A 15641-nucleotide genomic window follows, 5' to 3' on the forward strand; every position below is an offset into this window, starting at 1 on the left:
AAAGTCTCCGTGAGGAAATTCTCCGCTTCGTCCCGGGGCAGTTTCGGCTTAATAGAGAGCTGAGTGCCTATGAGAAAAGCCCCGCAGAAAGCGAGGCCTAAGTTGGAAATAGGAATTACAAGTTTTGGATTTCATCTTCAGAAAGGCAGGAAACATTCGCGATAAGGTCTAGAGAAGCGCCATTGTTTTTAAGAGCTTTCGCCATTTCCCTGCGGGCATTTAAATCGCCCTCTTCCCGTCCCCTTTCCAAGCCGATCCCGATGCCTTCCTCGTATTTTGCGGCGAGGGCCTTCTCTTCGGCGTCGGCGATGGTCTCGTAGCCGTAGGCTTCGGATGTCTTGATGAAGTCCATTTTGAATTCCTCTTTCTCTTCTTTCGGGAGCAGTTTCTTCAAATATAGAAAAGTCTCCGTGAGGAAATTCTCCGCTTCGTCCCGGGGCAGTTCCTTCAGCATCTTGACGGCGGTGCGCAGGTGCCTCTGCATCTTTTCACCGTGGAACACGTATTTCATCGCGACGAGTGCCAGCGCGATTTTCGGGGAGATGTCCCGGATTTCGTTTGTGCTGAAACTGTCGCCGATGTCCACAAGTTCAAGCACGAACGGCAGGCCGATGCGGTGGTAGTATTCCGGGTAGTCCGGGAACATGGTTCGCACGTCCAGCTCCCAATGTTCCTTGCCGTTGTAGAATACGATGGCGACGGTGGGGATGTTCCTTTGATTCTTGACCATGATGTGGTACCAGTACTTGACGAGCTGCGCCACGACATTCGGGTCTTTCGAGGACTTGTGTTCCTCGAGGATGCCGACCAAGAGATCAGCGGAGCGTTTCGTTTTCTCGTCGTCTTTGAGGTCGCCGCTTCCGTCCCCGGCGATCTTGACGGTGAACGCCAGATCCGCGTAGCCGAAGCTTTCCGTGTCGCTGAAGGATTCGGAGATTTCGGTGAGGGTCGAGAGGTCCACGGTCTTTAGGAATTCGGAAAGGCTCCTGTTGTTGCGGGCGACAAGGCGCAAAAGTTCCGCAGCCCGGTCGGGAGCCTTGAAGACGGAGCGGAAATAGGAGTCGTGTCCAGCGCGGGCGTTAGCGTTGTTTTCTTTCATGGATTTCCTCGTTGAAATGTGGACTTTCCCAAATGAAAGCCCATGATGTACAACGCTCGAACGTGCGATTTTAGGAAAATTTTTTCCATAAAATATTTTTGCAATGAGAAAGAACAAAAAGAAATTACAGGTGGCGCCCATTTCAATTTCGGAATCCGTGGAGTCTCGCCACTTGCCGTCCTGACAGAGCTTATCCCCCACCACTTTCGCATTCAGGTTGCCCGTGCAGGGGATGCCGTCGGCAAATTCGTATCCGGAAGCCTTCTCCCACTTGGACGCATCACATACAAATTCAATTTCAAAGGTCTTCAGGTTCGGGGTGGTCTCCACACGCACGCTGTCCTGCAATTTGGAGTCGCATTCACCCAGCAGGGATTTTTCCAAAATCTTCCAGCCGTAGCTGCCACCGTCGCTTACGCACACGAAAAGGCTGTCCTTCTTTTTCAGGTTGGGGTTGGGTTCCGTCCGGATGGAGTCCAGGGAGTCCGCGTCGCATTTGCCGAGGCCGCTGGTCAGGACCGCCATCCAGTCGTTTTCCGTCGCATGGCACACGAACCAGTTCAGATTGTCGCCGTCCACCTTCTCCGTGCAGAGCTTGCCCGTCGCCGCCTCGCCCGGGGTGGCCGTCCGCCACTTCTTCTGGCTGCCGTCGCACACGTAGCTGGAGTCGCCCGCCGTGGCGTGAAGCCCGAAAATGCGGAAGGGGTTCTTTTCGACTTCGATGTCGCCTTCATTCTTGTCGGTGCACTCGCCGAGCGTCGAAGTGGTGTCCTTCTGCCATTCGCTGCCGTCGCAGGCCCAGAAGTTCAACGTGTCCCCACGGGAGGTGGAGTCGCAGATCAGACGCGTCACCTGTTCCGCTTCGGTGGCCGGCAGGAACATCTCGCCGTTGCACACGAAGAGGGGGAGCTTCTTGTCCGCCGAGTCCGCCACGAAAAGCCCGTAGGCGTTCTTGTTGCAGACCTTCCCCGCAGCCTGCTCAATGGCGGAAGCCTCCAGCCAGAGGGATTCCTTGCACACATAGACCTTCAAATTCTTTTTGTCGCTGGAGTCCGTGGCAAAGGACGCCTCGTTGCCTTTGGTGCAAAGGGCGTTGGCCGCCCGTTCCACATCCGTCGCCTCACGCCAGAGGTTCCCGGCGCAAACGTAATGCTTGACCTTCTTCTTGTCCGTGGAGTCGTTCCGGAACTTGCCGTCCAGACTTTCCACGCAGGCGTTCTTCAGCGCGATTTCCACGTCGGTGGCCGGTCGCCACGCACTGTCCGCGCAGACCAGCGACTCGCCGTAATTGGCCAGCGCCTTGTGGATCTCCTTGCGGACCGTGCCCGCCGCCAACGAGTCCGTACACTCGCCCACTCCCGGGATGGGAACCCAGCGACTGGACTCGCACACGTAGGAGCCATCCTTCTCCTTGACGAAATAGGTGTCGCCTTCGAAGGCGGAAAGGCTCTTGCCCAGGTCGTCCACGATTTCGACAGTGCCCTCCTCCTTTTCGTCGTTTCCAGAGCAGGACGAATCGTCGCCGTAGGCGGAAAATGCGAGGGAAAGCAGGGCAAAAGCGGCTGCCGCCAGAATCGCGGACGGCAGGCGAAGCATTTTTGAACGAGCATGGGACCTCCTCAGAAGTTTGTACAACTTTCCCTTTAAAAACAGTTTACTTATGAAAAACATATCAATAGTGTTGTTTTTTTTTGTAAGCAAGTGAACTCTGGCAAAATCGGGGCATTTTCGGTCGGCATTCGGCCCGGACGGGCTCATTGCCGGGGCTTTTCGGCGGGGCTGGGCGAAAAACAAAAAATTCTTCTAGGCCACCTCTAAAAACTCCAATGCGCTTCCACTCCAAGTCGCCATAGATGCAATTGGCGCAAGCGCATCGCCCGCAATTCCATCAAGCTTTTCACATAAAATTTTGGCAAAATTTGCATCTGGGTTTCTTCCCGCAAAACCACAGGCAAAGAACGAGGTCCCCGAATAATCAGCCGAGCTATCGCCGAAACATTTTCACCCACATCCACCCGGATTCCCGGTCGAATTTCATAACGCCTTTCCCGAATCGGCATTTTAAGAGTTTCCCGCCATTCGCAAAAAAGACTTTCCGCTTCAAAAAGGCGAATACCGCTGCGCAAAAACACCACAGGCACCGCCGAATCCCCGGCGACGGTCCACTTCATGCCCGCTTCCAAACCCGCCGCCTTGTTTGAACGCCGCGCCGAAACTTCAAAAACATTTCGGGCAAATCCAGAATCCAACGGTGCCGACGTTTTTTCCGAAAAACGCAACGCCCAAGACGCCAACGGATACTCTCCGGCCAGATAAATAAAGAATCGATTTTTTTTGACCATCTGGGGAATCCGAAAGACGCCGCTCCAATCGGGATTTTGATGAAAGTACGCCCGAAAACGAAATCGCAGCGGCGCATTTCGGGGAGTTCGCGCCGACGCATAAAGCAAAGGCGTTCTCCAGCCCGACGAATAGGAAAGCTGCACATCCGCCGCATCCATCTTCACCCGAAAGAAAGCATCGCGAAATCCCTGCGCCGAAAAAAGCCCCATCGCCAAAAACTGCAACCGTTCCGCCCTTCCCACCGCCGCACGAATTCCCGCACTCGTATCCGTCAGCAAAATCGTTCCGGCTTCTGCATCCCTTGTTCCCACGCTCCACACATTCCCCACGCGGGATTCCAACGGGACAGCGCTTCGCACATCGCTCGCAACGATATGCCCAAATACGCTGAAAGAACGGCGGTCTTTATATAAAAGGCGAAATTGCTCCAGATGGACATCCCCGCCGCTTTCCGATTTGAAACGCATCTCCAAAGAGAATCGCAAAAGCCCGATGGCTATCCGGGAATGCGAATTTCGGACAGAACCCGTCGAATCCAGCGACAGCCCGTAAGAAAGATTCCCCCGCCATTTCCAGTCTTCCATTTTTTCCGCCAGCGTTTTGCGGCAAGGATCCCCGCCGAGTGCTTCCCATTCTTCGCAAGCGCCGTGCACATCACCGTTTTCCACATAGAACAGAAGCTCTTCCAACTCGTCCAAGCCGATTCGACCGTCGTCATAAGCCCAAAAAGCTTCTTCTACCGTCACATTTTCGCGAGCCCGCCCCCAAGCGCAAGCCGCCAAGAAGACCAAAATCCAAAAGAACGCCCGTTTTTGCCGACTTCGAATCAACCCGTTTCTCCTCTTTGAAATTCCAACACGCATAAAAAGACGCACAAGGACAAGAAATCAGGAAAAATTCCCAAATTTTCTACCTTTTCGCCATGCCGCAAAAATTTTCCAAACGCCCCTCCCTCATCCACTTTCCGCTTTTCCAAGGAAGACGGGCGACCCCGTCCGTCAAAGGGCTCAAACAGCTTCTAGAATACCACGGCGTCGTTTTGCAGCAAGAAACTCTCGAACAGCTTTGGGCTTATCACCAGCTTTTGCGGGAACACAACAAAGACCAGGATTTGACTCGCCTGAACGCCTTTGAAACCATTGTCGAAAGGCACTACGCGGATTGCACTCTCATCAACGCCTACGTTCCCAAGTGGCCCAAGCGCATGATTGATGTCGGCAGCGGTGCCGGATTCCCGGGCATTCCCTTGAAATTGGTCAATCCCGAAATCCGCCTGACCCTTTGCGAACCGCGCCCCAATCGCATCGAATTTTTAAATCTGGTTATCCGAGAACTCGGACTCCAAGGAATCGACGTTTTCGGACACAAGGTTACCAGTCGCAGCCTGACTTTTCCCGTCGAAGGTGTCATCAGCCGGGCATTTGAAAAAATCGAACTGACCCTTCCGCGCATCCAAAAAGCGCTGGTTCCGGGAGGCAAGGCCTATTTTATGAAAGGTCCCGCCGTCCAAGAAGAACTCGCGACTCTCCACCCCGAAGATTTTGGATTCAAACTGGCCGGGAAGTATTTTTACCGGATTCCCCAAAGTACGCAGGACAGGGCGCTGATCGTTCTCGAAAAAGAGTAGAAAGCGGCAGGCGAAGCATCTCGCTGTCAGCGAGAAGAAATTCTTATTGTGAAAAAAAATTCAGGCTTTGAAAAAAGTTTTCCTTGAGAAAAGAAGTTCATGTTTTGAAAAAAGAGTAAATGGCGAGCAGCCTCGAGATTTTGAACGTTTTTCCATTCACCCGCGAACTCCCTGAATATTTTGAAAAAATAAACCTCAAAATGAGGATGTTTCGGCGGGTTTAGCAACTTTTTTTCCGCTCCACATTTTCAAACGCCTACCCGCGCCATCACAAACAAATCTGCTGCAATTTTTGGCATTCGTCCCTAGACCATTCTTCAAAAGTCTTTGCGGAAATATGCGCACGAGCTTGCTGCATCAGGCGAACATAAAAATGCAGATTGTGAATCGCAGAAAGCGTCCAGCCCAGCGGTTCTTTCGTTTTAAAAAGATGTCGAAGATAGCCTCTGCTATAATGGCGGCAACAGGCGCAATCGCATTCCGGATCCAGCGGAGCATCAAAAGATTTTGCATAACGCGCGCTTTTGTAACGCAAGATGCCGCGGCTCGTATAGACCAGACCATCTTGAGCATGCTTGGCGGGCAAAATGCAATCGAACATATCGACTCCGCGCCGGATCAGTTCCAACAAATTCCAGGGCGTCCCGACTCCCATCACATAGCGTGGCTTATCCTTGGGCAAATAATCCGTGCAAAAGTCCGCGACCCGATACATCATTTCCGCAGGCTCCCCGACAGAAAGTCCACCCATCGCATAACCATCGGGATCGATTTTCACCAAATCCTCTATTGCCTTTTTTCTCAAATCCAAAAACATCCCGCCCTGAACGATTCCAAAAAAATACTGCGGATAGCCGAAAAGCGGCGGGTGCAAATCCAGCCAGGCTTTGGCTTTTTGGGTCCAGTCCGTCGTATAGGCCAGCGATTTTTCCGCCTCTTCCTGCGAGCAGGGATACGGCGTACATTCGTCAAAAGCCATGATGATGTCGGCACCGATTTCACGCTCCGCAAGCATCACGCTTTCCGGTGAAAAAAAATGGGACGAACCGTCTAAATAGCTTCGAAACGCGACACCTTCCGGATGAATTTTCCGAAAGCACTTAAGACTCCAAACCTGAAATCCTCCGCTGTCCGTAAGCATTGGCGCATTCCATCCCATAAAACGCTGAACACCGCCCGCTGCACAAATCGTCTGCGTCCCCGGTCGCAAATACAGGTGATAGGTATTCGCCAAAATGATTTCGGCTTGCATTTCCCGCAAATCCCGAACGGCAAGCCCTTTGACTGTCGCATTCGTTCCCACAGGCATGAAAACGGGAGTGCTCACGTCGCCATGCGCCGTCCGAATTTTTCCCAGACGGGCCTTGGAGTTTTCGGAAACCTGCAGCAATTCAAAAAACGGAGGATTCATTGCAAATAAATTCCATGCTGGAATTAAAAAAGACTCGGGGCATTCGCGCGGGCTTCTTCCAGCGAAACCGTCTTCACCGATTTCTCAGAACGGCTGTTGTCCTTGCGCAAGTTTTCCTGCGAAGTGTAAAGCTCTTTCAAAAAATCGGGGCGTTTTTTCAGATTTATCCAACGCTCCATCAGGCTTGCACTCGATCCCGCATCTCGCGAATAAATCACCGGCGCATCGGATTCCGGAGCGATTTTAACCGCCGTATGAATCGCCGAAGCAGCAGCACCGCCAACCATAATCGGCGTTTGCAAACCTTCCGCTTTAAACGTTCTAGCGACATTGACCATTTCATCCAGACTCGGCGTAATCAATCCCGAAAGTCCCACCATATCCGGCTTGTATTTTTTGACGGCCTCCACAATTTTTTCACAAGGGACCATCACGCCCAAATCGATGATTTCATAATTATTACAAGCGAGTACAACGCTCACGATATTTTTTCCAATATCATGCACATCGCCTTTGACGGTCGCCATCACAATTTTCCCCGCACAAGAACTTTCGCCGGATTTTTTCCCCGCCTGAATATACGGCATCAGCACAGCGACGGCGCGCTTCATCACGCGAGCGCTTTTCACCACCTGCGGCAAAAACATTTTTCCTTCGCCAAAAAGTTTTCCGACTTCATTCATGCCGTCCATCAGCGGGCCTTCAATCACCTGAACCGGTTCCGCTATCTGCTGGCGCAATTCTTCCACGTCGGCTTCAATAAATTCTTCGATTCCTTTCACCATCGCATGGCGAATACGGCTTTCCACCGGTTCCTTTCTCCAAGCGAGAACGTCTGCATTTTCATTCCCCGACAGCTTCCGATTTTTGACCGTTTCCGCATAAGCCAAAAGCCGATCCGTCGCATCTTCCCGGCGGTTAAAAATCAGGTCTTCGATGAGCGTCCGTTCCTCTTCGGGAATATCTTCGTAAACAGGAAGAACGCCCGCATTGACAATGCCGAAATCCATTCCCGCTTTTCCCGCATGGTAAAGGAAACAGGAGTGCATGCTTTCGCGGATGGAATTATTTCCCTTAAACGCAAAGCTCAAATTGCTGACACCGCCGACGACGTGTGCAAACGGCAGATTTTGCTTGATATAGCGGCAGGTTTCAATATAATCCTTCGCATAATTCGCGTGCTCCGCCATGCCGGTTCCAATCGTCAAAATATTCGGGTCAAAAAGGATGTCCTCGGGCGGAAAATCCAACTTGTCACGCAGCAGACGATACATTCGCGTGCAAACATCCCGCTTCCTTTCAAAGGTCGTCGCCTGGCCATTTTCGTCGAACGCCATACAGACCACGGCAAAGCCGCGCCGCCGAATCTGCTCTGCTCGATATAAGAATTTTTCCTCGCCTTCTTTCAAGCTTATCGAATTGACAATGCCTTTGCCCTGAACGCATTCCATGCCAGCCTGCAAGACATTCCAACGGGAACTGTCTATCATTATGGGGCAGCGCGCCACATTCGGCTCCGACATCAAAAGATTCAAAAAATGAACCATTGTCTTTTCGGAATCGATCATGCCGTCGTCCAAATTCACGTCGATAATCTGCGCACCGTTTTCCGCCTGCATCACGCCGATGTTTACCGCTTCCGCAAAATTTCCTTCCCGAATCAAATTCGCAAATTTCCGCGATCCCGCGATATTCAAGCGTTCGCCGACATTCACAAAGCGGCTGTCCGGAGCCACTTCCAAGCTGTCCAAGCCCGAAAGCAGTATATGTCCGGATTTTGGGGGCACTTGCCGAGGACGGCGACCATCGAGGATTTTCGCAAAATGCCGAATGTGTTCAGGCGTCGTTCCACAGCAGCCGCCGACGATATTGACCAGTCCCTCTTCCGCATAACGGCAAATCCACTCCCCCATCATCTCCGGCGAGTCATCGTAACCGCCGAACTGGTTAGGAAGTCCCGCATTCGGATGCACGGAAACACGGAACGGCGCATTCCGAATGTCGCGCAAATGAGGAATCATGTCCTTCGCTCCCAAAGCGCAATTGAAACCGATGCTGAAAATCGGATAGCCCGAAAGCGAATGCCAAAAAGCCTTAGCCGTCTGGCCAGAGAGAATCCGCCCCGAAGCGTCGGTAATTGTTCCCGAAACCATAATGGGGAAAAGTTTCCCCCGTTCATCGCACACTTGCTGAATGGCATACAAAGCCGCTTTGGCGTTCAGCGTATCAAAAACGGTTTCCACCAGCAAAATGTCGGCGCCACCGTCCAAAAGACCGTTCACCGCCACCCGATAGGAGTCCGAAAGTTCCCGGAAAGTCACCGCCCGCGCCGCAGGATCCGCTACATCCGGACTCATGCTTGCCGTCTTGGAAGTCGGTCCCAAGGAACCCGCGACAAAACGACGTTTCGGCGTCTCGCCCGCATCCAGTTCTTCTTGTTTTTTTAAAGCAACGGCCCGGCATGCCACTTCCGCAGCCGTTTTCGCCATTTCATAAGCCACATTTCCCAAGCCATATTCGCGCTGTCCTATCGGCGACGCTCCAAACGAATTGGTTTCGATAATATCCGCGCCCGCTTTCAGATATTCATGATGCACCCATTCCACTTTATCCGGGCAAGTAAGCGAAAGAACGTCGTTATTTCCCTTCAGTTCCTTATCCGCATCTAAAAAGCGCGCACCCCGGAAATCCGCTTCGGAAAGCTTGAGCCGCTGAAGCATCGTACCAAAGCCTCCGTCCAAAATCAAAATGCGATTTTCAGACGCAGCGAGCAATTCCTTGTAAGATTCAGAAAACGGCAGGGACATTTCGACCTCTTTTTTATGCGTATTTTCAAATATCCGCATAAAAGATAGCAATGTTTTCCTTTTTTCACCGATTGGCAAGATTTGGTTGCTGCCCTTCGATAAACTCAGGGACCGGTTGTCGAAGCATTCATCAAAGCTATTTTTAGGAGCCAGCTTTAATAATTTGCAACCAAAGGCAACCGCCGAACATCCAAGCAGAGAAATGAACGAAAAAGAGATTGTCAAAAAACTCCAAAAAGGAAATTTAGACGCCCTGAAAGAGCTCTGGGAAAACTACAGTTCCCATGTTCTGAATCTCTCGTTCCGCATGCTGCTGGACAGAGACCTGGCAGAAGACATTCTGATGGACATTTTCGTCCAGATTCCCGACGCGATCCAAAACTTTCGAGGCGAATCCTCGCTTTCTACATGGATTTATGCGCTGACCAAAAACGCCTGCCTCATGAAAATCCGCAAAGAAAAAGTACATCTGCGCATCGAAAAAACGCAGCGGAACGAAATTCACGAATCTTCCTTTGGAGAATCCGCTTCCGAAAGCTCCCGCCTAGCTAAAGATTCCCTTTTTTACGGCCTTTCCGTTTTAACGCAGGAACAACGCAGCCTGCTCTGGCTCAAAGACGCCGAAGGTTTTGACCTCAAGACCCTTTCGCAAATTTTCCAAGCTCCGGAGGGCACCCTCAAAGCCCGCCTATCCAGAAGCCGCACCCAAGTCCGCGACTTTTTGAAAAAGGAGAAATCCTATGCATGAACAAATCGATTTTTCAAAAGCGGTTCTTCTTCAACCCAGAAAAGATTCCTGGGAAAAAGTAGTCGCCCGAATACAGGAAAAAAAAGAAAAGGAACGCTTCATCCGATTTCGCTGGTTTTCTTCCGCCGCTTTGGCTGCAAGCGCCCTGCTTGTCGCCGGAGCCTGCTTCTTCGGTGTGAACCATTCTCTGGCTTCATCGGAAAGCGATTATACAGACACCGTACTCAATTCGGCGGCCTGGTATTCTTCGCTGGGTTCCGGGGAATCCGTAAGCACTTTTGCAACAGCCTTTGACACCTACTACTCGACAGGAGAATAAATCCATGTCTAAAAGTTACATTTCCATTCTCATCTGCGGTCTGATTCTCGCCTTCGCTATCGGCTTCTTTGCCGGAACAACCGTCTTTTGCAAGAATCCCCTAAAACTGGCGACGGCACCAGAAGAAATCGACAACCGACCCGAAGAGTCTCAAAATTATTCCGCCAAAAACTTTAAAAACGACCGTTTTAAACGGGCGATAGACTCGGCTCTGGGCCTTTCCCCCAAACAAATCGCCAAACTGGATTCTTTCAATCAAAGCAACAGATTTTTGCGCCGGGATATGCGAGAAAAAATCCACGCCGCCGAAATACGGCTGCACGACATTCTAAAGTCCACCGTGATGGACGAAGCGGAGCTGCAATCGGTACGAGCGGAATTGTTGCTGTTAAATGAAAAACGCCTTGACGAAAGAATTAAATACATTCATTTTTTCAAAAGCGTGCTAACTTCGGAACAAATAACGCACTTCAAAGACTTGCAAAAAGAATTTCAAGGAAAGTGGCCAACGCCACATTTTCCCGAGCAGTGCAATAAAAAAGATGAAATGCCTCCGCATGTTCTCCATCATAAAGGCCCCGGAAATCACGGCGAAGCGAGAAAGCCACAAAATGGATTTTAGTGACTTTCATCACCTGTTAGTAAAACAAAAGTTCTTTAACAGGAAAATATGCAGCAGTTTTGGTTTACAAACCTTTCGATAATTGTTATATTAGAGACATAATTGATTTCCTCCATACCCCAATAGCGCAGACCTCTTCGGAGGTCTGCGCTATTTTAAATGGTATTCAAAGCTGCAATGAAATTCAAAGTGCCTATCATTCATTTGTACGAATTTCTGAAAAAGGCAAGCCATTTTGAATGTCAAGCAATTCTCGCTGCATCGCTTTTCAAACAAGAGAAATTCTTTCCGCTATTCTACACTAAAGAATAGCAGGGCAAGCGAAGCATCTCGCAGCCAGCGAGAGAAATCCTCATTGTGAAAGAGGAATTCACCTTGAGAAAGAAATATTCCTCTCTGACGAAGCAATCGCTATGATGGAAAAAATCATTTCCCTAAACATCTCATTTCGTCCAAGACAGCAAAGCTATTAAGACTCATGGAGAGGCAATTCCCTTTTGCTTTACAAGAAAAAAATTTCCTTTGTAAAAACATTCATTCTGCGAAAGAAAAGTCGCCTTGTGAACAGAAGCCCAGCAGGAAAAAACATTCTATTCTTCGCTAAAACAATGGTTTCGCCATAAAGAAAAACATCTTTCAATACCGAAGAAAAAAACGCTTGCCAAGACGGCAACATAGCGACAAAATCTACACTTCCGAAACTTCCGCCATCGCTTTTTTCACAAGCTCTATGCCAGCACCCGAATTTGACGCTCCTTCCGAAAGAATCTGCCGGAATTTTTTTCCTCCAGGAATTCCCGCAAAAAGGCCAAAAAGATGTTTGACAAGAATCGTCAGCGGGCAACCTTCCGCAAGCTCTTTTTCCATATAAGGCAAGAATTGTTCCAAAAGCTCTTTGCGCGTTGCAGGCGCCGCATCATCTTTGCCAAAAATTTCCGAATCCGCCGAGCGAAGAATCCACGGATTCGCATAGACCGCTCGCCCCATCATCACACCATCAACATGCTGCAAATGCGATTTCACCTGATCCAGAGTTTTCACATCGCCATTCACACTGACATTCCAATCGGGATGTTCCGTTTTCAAACGATAAACCGATTCATAACAAATCGTCGGTTTTTCCCGATTTTCTTTGGGAGAATATCCCCGCAGTTTTGCCGTTCTCGCATGAATAATAAACGCATCGCAACCCGCGGAATGCACCGTTTCCACAAAATCCTTGAAAAACGCATAATCCGTAAATTCATCCACTCCCAACCGGGTCTTGACCGTGACCGGTATTTTCACCTTTGCCCGCATCGCCTGCACACACTCGGCAACCTTGTCCTTTTGCTTCATCAGAACCGCTCCGAAAGAACCGCACTGAACCCGTTCCGATGGACAGCCGCAATTCAGATTCACTTCATCAAAGCCGGCATCTTCCACCATTTTCGCACATTCCGCGAGCATTTTCGGATCGCTCCCTCCGAGTTGCACAGCCACGGGATTTTCTTCGGGGGAATGTTTTAAAAATTTCGGTTTGGCATGCAAAAGCGCATTGGCAACAATCATTTCGGTGTAAAAAAGAACTTGCTTGGAAAGAAGACGCAAAAAATAACGTTCATGCCTGTCGGTAAAGTCCAGCATGGGAGCAATGGACAAGCGTCTGTGGAAATGCAAATCCGAAAATTTCATGCGACCAAATTTACAAATCGACAAGCAAAACATTTTTGCTTCCTGCAACAAAAACAAGTCCCCGCCGATTTTCCCTTTTTCGACATTTCCATTCGCCATTTTCCATTTTCCTTTTTCCGTTCAAAAGCCAAGAAGCAAAAGGCGGATTTTTCAAAAACAAGTATATTTAGGATATGGACAAAATAAAGAACATCGTTATCGCCGGCGGAACTCACGGCAACGAACTGACCGGCATCAAGATTTATCAGAAATGGCTTGCCGACAAAAATTTTTACCGAAGCAAATGCCCATCCGCAAATATCGAACTTGTGCATACCAATATCGAAGCTTCCGCCGTATGCCGCCGCTACATCGACAGAGACCTCAATCGCAGTTTTTCAAATAAACTTCTCGCCTTGCAAAATCCCAATAGCTACGAAATACGCCGGGCGCAAGAACTCAATGGACGCTTCGGACCCAAAGGTCCCAATACAAAAACAGATTTGATTATTGACGTTCACAATACAACGTCAAATATGGGAATCTGCCTGATTCTTTCGGCACGCGATCCTTTTACCATGCGGGCAAGCGCCGAACTCGTGAAAGAATTCCCCCATGCGTTTCTGTATTACCAACCCGAAGAACGGGGCGAATCGCCTTATTTTGGAACGATTGCCAAAGCGGACATTTGTCTGGAAGTCGGCCCCCAGCCTCACGGTTCCTTGAACGCCCATCTCTTTTTTGAAACCGAAAAAATTGTTTTGCGCTACTTGGAACTCGCCGAAGAATGGAATCGGGGAATTTTGCAGCAGAAGCCCAAGAAAAAAATCGACATCTATACCCAATATCAAGACATCGATTACCCCCGCGACAAATTCGGGGAAATCACCGCCATGGTGCATCCGAATCTTTTGAACGGAGATTATCGGGAAGTCAAGCCCGGCGACCCGCTTTTCCAAACCTTCTCCGGCGAGGATGTTCCCTATAGGGGCGAATTTTCCGTCTTTCCGATATTCATTCACGAAAGCGCCTACTACGAAAAAAAATTAGCGATGAGCCTCACCACCAAAACGAACGAGGAATGGTAATGGAAGAGCAAAACGAAGAACTGCGCATCTTGACCACCGAAGAAAAAATTCAGTCGGTGAAAGCCCTGATCGAAGCACAACAGAAATCGCCTTACAAATCCCGATTCAACGAAATTCTGGACAGTTTTGAAGACTTTCTGATGATGCGGCCCGAGCCGCCCAAAGAATGGCAAGACCGCTTTGACGCTTCGGGAAAAAAATTCGATTATTGGCAAATCGTTTTACCGGCGGATTTTCAGGATCCCTTTGAAGACGATTTGGGCAACATCCGGCGACTTCGTAACGAATTCGCCGATACCAAACCGAGCATGGCCTTGGAGCATCTGCTCATTTCGCAAAACTACTTTCTCTATGAAAACGGACACGCAGCTCCTATTCCCGCCCCGCAGCCGATTTTGATGCTCGAAAGCATGGACGATGAAAACTCCAAAATCGACTGGGACTGCTGTTTCACTCTCTTTGGAGATGGCAGCTACTACGCCTACAATCTGGAGCAGGACGAAGAAGAGGAACTCGGCGAAGACTTCCAGACCGTTCTCGCCCAAAAGATTGGCATTCTTTCCGAGATGCGCCTGATTATTCCAACCGAAGGTCGGGACTATGGTATTCTCCACAGCTGACATCCGTAAAGGTTTTCGCCGTTTCCATTTCGCACTGCTTTGGTGCGCATTCTTTAGCGTATCGTCTTTTGCGGCATTTATCCAAGAACCGATTCCCCCGTCCGCATCCCAGAACTATTTTGAAGACCGAAATTTCGACGGTAAAATGGATTATGCGAAAATCGCGTTTCTCGGAAACCTTTCCCCAGAATATATCGACTCCGCCCTGCAAAGCGTCACCCTTTACTGGCCGGATTCCGCAGGAAATAGCCAAGCGTTCCTCTTTTCCCCAAAAGAAATCGTTCAAGACTCCGAAAACGCCAACTCGATTCTTCTGGACTTTTCCCAAAAAACGGGAATCCTTTTGGAACGCACCGATTTGGACGCTAAATCCCGATACGCAGAAATTCTCTACACCGATTCCACCCGTGTGAAAGCGCTGATGCGCGAATCGCTGCCGCCTCATATTTTTCAAGCGACCTTGCGAAGCCATGCCCACGGAAAGGACTCCCTGCTCGTCCGCTTTACGGAAGACGTTTTTGAAAACGACAGTCACAAGGAAATTCTGCAATTCAAGCGTGCCGATGCAATTCAAGCCCTGCCTGCTACTGCCAAATGGTTAAACAACCGAACCCTCGTCCTCTGGAATGAAATCCCGAATGGAGATTTTCCCCGCGCCGGCGACTCTTTGCGCATTCGCCCAGGAGCTTTGCGGGATTCTTTACAAAACAGCGTTCCCGAAACCTCTCCCTTTGCAGTTATTTCCGGTTTGTCGAGCATTCAATTATACACAAATTCACTTTCGATTCCTGAAGAAAGCGAAGCTCTGCGCAATGTTCCGATTTTTGAACGGATTTTTTCGGACACCACCGAAATCCATCCCAATGCGCAAGAGCTAGGCGTTGCCTTGAAACTCGGTGGAAACGAATTTCGGCATTTTATTCAGGAGTCCGTCCTGCTCGATTCCGTTTTCGCAGAAAACATCGCGATCTCCATTTTCCTGCAAATCTACACAACCCAAGGCGAATATGTGACGGGAGTTCATTCCGAAACCCGTTGCAACGACACGCGTTTTCTAGGAGGAGATTGCCTACAAAAGCAGCAGATCCTTTTTTTGAAGTGGAACCTACTGGCCAGCAACCGCCGAAAAGCCGCCACAGGAGCTTACCTCATCAAGTATTCCTCTTCCATCCGACATCAAGATAAAATCCTTTGGCGCAGCGATAACGGAAAAAATTCTTCCGCGGTCTGGGGAATTAAAAGGAAATCCCAATAATGGCCTCTTCAAAAAACGCTCTTTCAAAAATAGAGTCCATATCGCATAG

Annotated in this window: 12 protein-coding genes; 7 read left to right on the forward strand and 5 right to left on the reverse strand. The window is 49.7% G+C overall.

Annotated features, from left to right (window positions below):
- Positions 1–115 precede the first annotated feature (115 nt).
- Both BGX14_RS03170 and BGX14_RS03175 read right to left on the reverse strand, forming a co-directional pair.
- Positions 116–2695, reverse strand: a complete 2580-nt coding sequence (locus BGX14_RS03170; protein ID WP_158223212.1) for an Rpn family recombination-promoting nuclease/putative transposase — start codon at positions 2693–2695, stop codon at positions 116–118.
- A gap of 218 nt (positions 2696–2913) precedes the next feature.
- On the reverse strand, positions 2914–4272 hold the full coding sequence (locus tag BGX14_RS03175; RefSeq protein WP_143394105.1) for a hypothetical protein: 1359 nt from the start codon (positions 4270–4272) through the stop codon (positions 2914–2916).
- A gap of 92 nt (positions 4273–4364) precedes the next feature.
- Between BGX14_RS03175 and rsmG the strand changes: the two genes are divergently transcribed.
- Positions 4365–5069 carry a 16S rRNA (guanine(527)-N(7))-methyltransferase RsmG gene (gene rsmG / locus BGX14_RS03180; RefSeq protein ID WP_083545736.1) on the forward strand — a complete coding sequence of 235 codons (705 nt, stop codon included), beginning with the start codon at positions 4365–4367 and terminating at the stop codon, positions 5067–5069.
- Positions 5070–5337: 268 nt separating this feature from the next.
- On the opposite strand, the gene tgt is transcribed toward rsmG, so the two are convergent.
- Both tgt and metH read right to left on the reverse strand, forming a co-directional pair.
- Positions 5338–6480, reverse strand: a complete 1143-nt coding sequence (gene tgt / locus BGX14_RS03185) for a tRNA guanosine(34) transglycosylase Tgt (RefSeq protein ID WP_095879037.1) — start codon at positions 6478–6480, stop codon at positions 5338–5340.
- Between the two features lie 23 nt (positions 6481–6503).
- Positions 6504–9287 (reverse strand): methionine synthase, encoded by a 2784-nt coding sequence (gene metH / locus BGX14_RS03190; protein ID WP_158223213.1) that lies wholly within the window; start codon positions 9285–9287, stop codon positions 6504–6506.
- Positions 9288–9489: 202 nt separating this feature from the next.
- Here metH and BGX14_RS03195 point away from each other — a divergent pair, with 202 nt between their 5' ends.
- Genes BGX14_RS03195 through BGX14_RS03205 form a run of 3 tightly spaced genes read left to right on the forward strand, consistent with a single transcriptional unit; the run spans position 9490 to position 10976 of the window.
- Positions 9490–10035 (forward strand): RNA polymerase sigma factor, encoded by a 546-nt coding sequence (locus BGX14_RS03195; RefSeq protein WP_073303731.1) that lies wholly within the window; start codon positions 9490–9492, stop codon positions 10033–10035.
- Positions 10028–10354 (forward strand): hypothetical protein, encoded by a 327-nt coding sequence (locus tag BGX14_RS03200; RefSeq protein ID WP_073303606.1) that lies wholly within the window; start codon positions 10028–10030, stop codon positions 10352–10354. The genes BGX14_RS03195 and BGX14_RS03200 overlap by 8 nt, the downstream gene beginning before the upstream one ends.
- A 4-nt stretch (positions 10355–10358) precedes the next feature.
- Positions 10359–10976, forward strand: coding sequence for a Spy/CpxP family protein refolding chaperone (locus BGX14_RS03205; RefSeq protein ID WP_095879039.1), 618 nt, complete (start codon positions 10359–10361; stop codon positions 10974–10976).
- Positions 10977–11663: 687 nt separating this feature from the next.
- Here the strand turns inward: BGX14_RS03205 and dusA are convergent.
- Positions 11664–12749: a tRNA dihydrouridine(20/20a) synthase DusA gene (gene dusA / locus BGX14_RS03210; RefSeq protein WP_233126385.1), complete on the reverse strand. Its 1086-nt coding sequence runs from the start codon at positions 12747–12749 to the stop codon at positions 11664–11666.
- 74 nt (positions 12750–12823) lie between these two features.
- Here dusA and BGX14_RS03215 point away from each other — a divergent pair, with 74 nt between their 5' ends.
- From BGX14_RS03215 to BGX14_RS03225, 3 genes are read left to right on the forward strand one after another with little or no spacing between them, the layout of a single operon-like run.
- Complete coding sequence (locus BGX14_RS03215) at positions 12824–13717, forward strand: aspartoacylase (protein WP_078776187.1); 894 nt, start codon at positions 12824–12826, stop codon at positions 13715–13717.
- The gene (locus tag BGX14_RS03220; RefSeq protein ID WP_095879767.1) at positions 13717–14337 is read left to right on the forward strand and encodes a hypothetical protein; all 621 of its coding nucleotides are present in this window, start codon (positions 13717–13719) and stop codon (positions 14335–14337) included. Before BGX14_RS03215 ends, BGX14_RS03220 begins: the two co-directional genes overlap by 1 nt.
- Positions 14318–15592 carry a hypothetical protein gene (locus BGX14_RS03225; RefSeq protein ID WP_073303613.1) on the forward strand — a complete coding sequence of 425 codons (1275 nt, stop codon included), beginning with the start codon at positions 14318–14320 and terminating at the stop codon, positions 15590–15592. The genes BGX14_RS03220 and BGX14_RS03225 overlap by 20 nt, the downstream gene beginning before the upstream one ends.
- The last annotated feature ends 49 nt before the right edge of the window (positions 15593–15641 follow it).

It is taken from the genome of Fibrobacter sp. UWS1, assembly GCF_002300445.1.
GTDB lineage: Bacteria > Fibrobacterota > Fibrobacteria > Fibrobacterales > Fibrobacteraceae > Hallerella > Hallerella intestinalis.

Bases quoted from the DNA above. Each gene is read 5' to 3' on its own strand.
- BGX14_RS03195 (WP_073303731.1), top strand. From the start codon at position 9,490: ATGAACGAAAAAGAGATTGTCAAAAAACTCCAAAAAGGAAATTTAGAC.
- BGX14_RS03200 (WP_073303606.1), top strand. From the start codon at position 10,028: ATGCATGAACAAATCGATTTTTCAAAAGCGGTTCTTCTTCAACCCAGA.
- BGX14_RS03170 (WP_158223212.1), bottom strand. From the start codon at position 2,695: ATGCTTCGCCTGCCGTCCGCGATTCTGGCGGCAGCCGCTTTTGCCCTG.
- rsmG (WP_083545736.1), top strand. From the start codon at position 4,365: ATGCCGCAAAAATTTTCCAAACGCCCCTCCCTCATCCACTTTCCGCTT.
- BGX14_RS03205 (WP_095879039.1), top strand. From the start codon at position 10,359: ATGTCTAAAAGTTACATTTCCATTCTCATCTGCGGTCTGATTCTCGCC.
- metH (WP_158223213.1), bottom strand. From the start codon at position 9,287: ATGTCCCTGCCGTTTTCTGAATCTTACAAGGAATTGCTCGCTGCGTCT.
- tgt (WP_095879037.1), bottom strand. From the start codon at position 6,480: ATGAATCCTCCGTTTTTTGAATTGCTGCAGGTTTCCGAAAACTCCAAG.
- dusA (WP_233126385.1), bottom strand. From the start codon at position 12,749: ATGGCGAATGGAAATGTCGAAAAAGGGAAAATCGGCGGGGACTTGTTT.
- BGX14_RS03220 (WP_095879767.1), top strand. From the start codon at position 13,717: ATGGAAGAGCAAAACGAAGAACTGCGCATCTTGACCACCGAAGAAAAA.
- BGX14_RS03225 (WP_073303613.1), top strand. From the start codon at position 14,318: ATGGTATTCTCCACAGCTGACATCCGTAAAGGTTTTCGCCGTTTCCAT.
- BGX14_RS03215 (WP_078776187.1), top strand. From the start codon at position 12,824: ATGGACAAAATAAAGAACATCGTTATCGCCGGCGGAACTCACGGCAAC.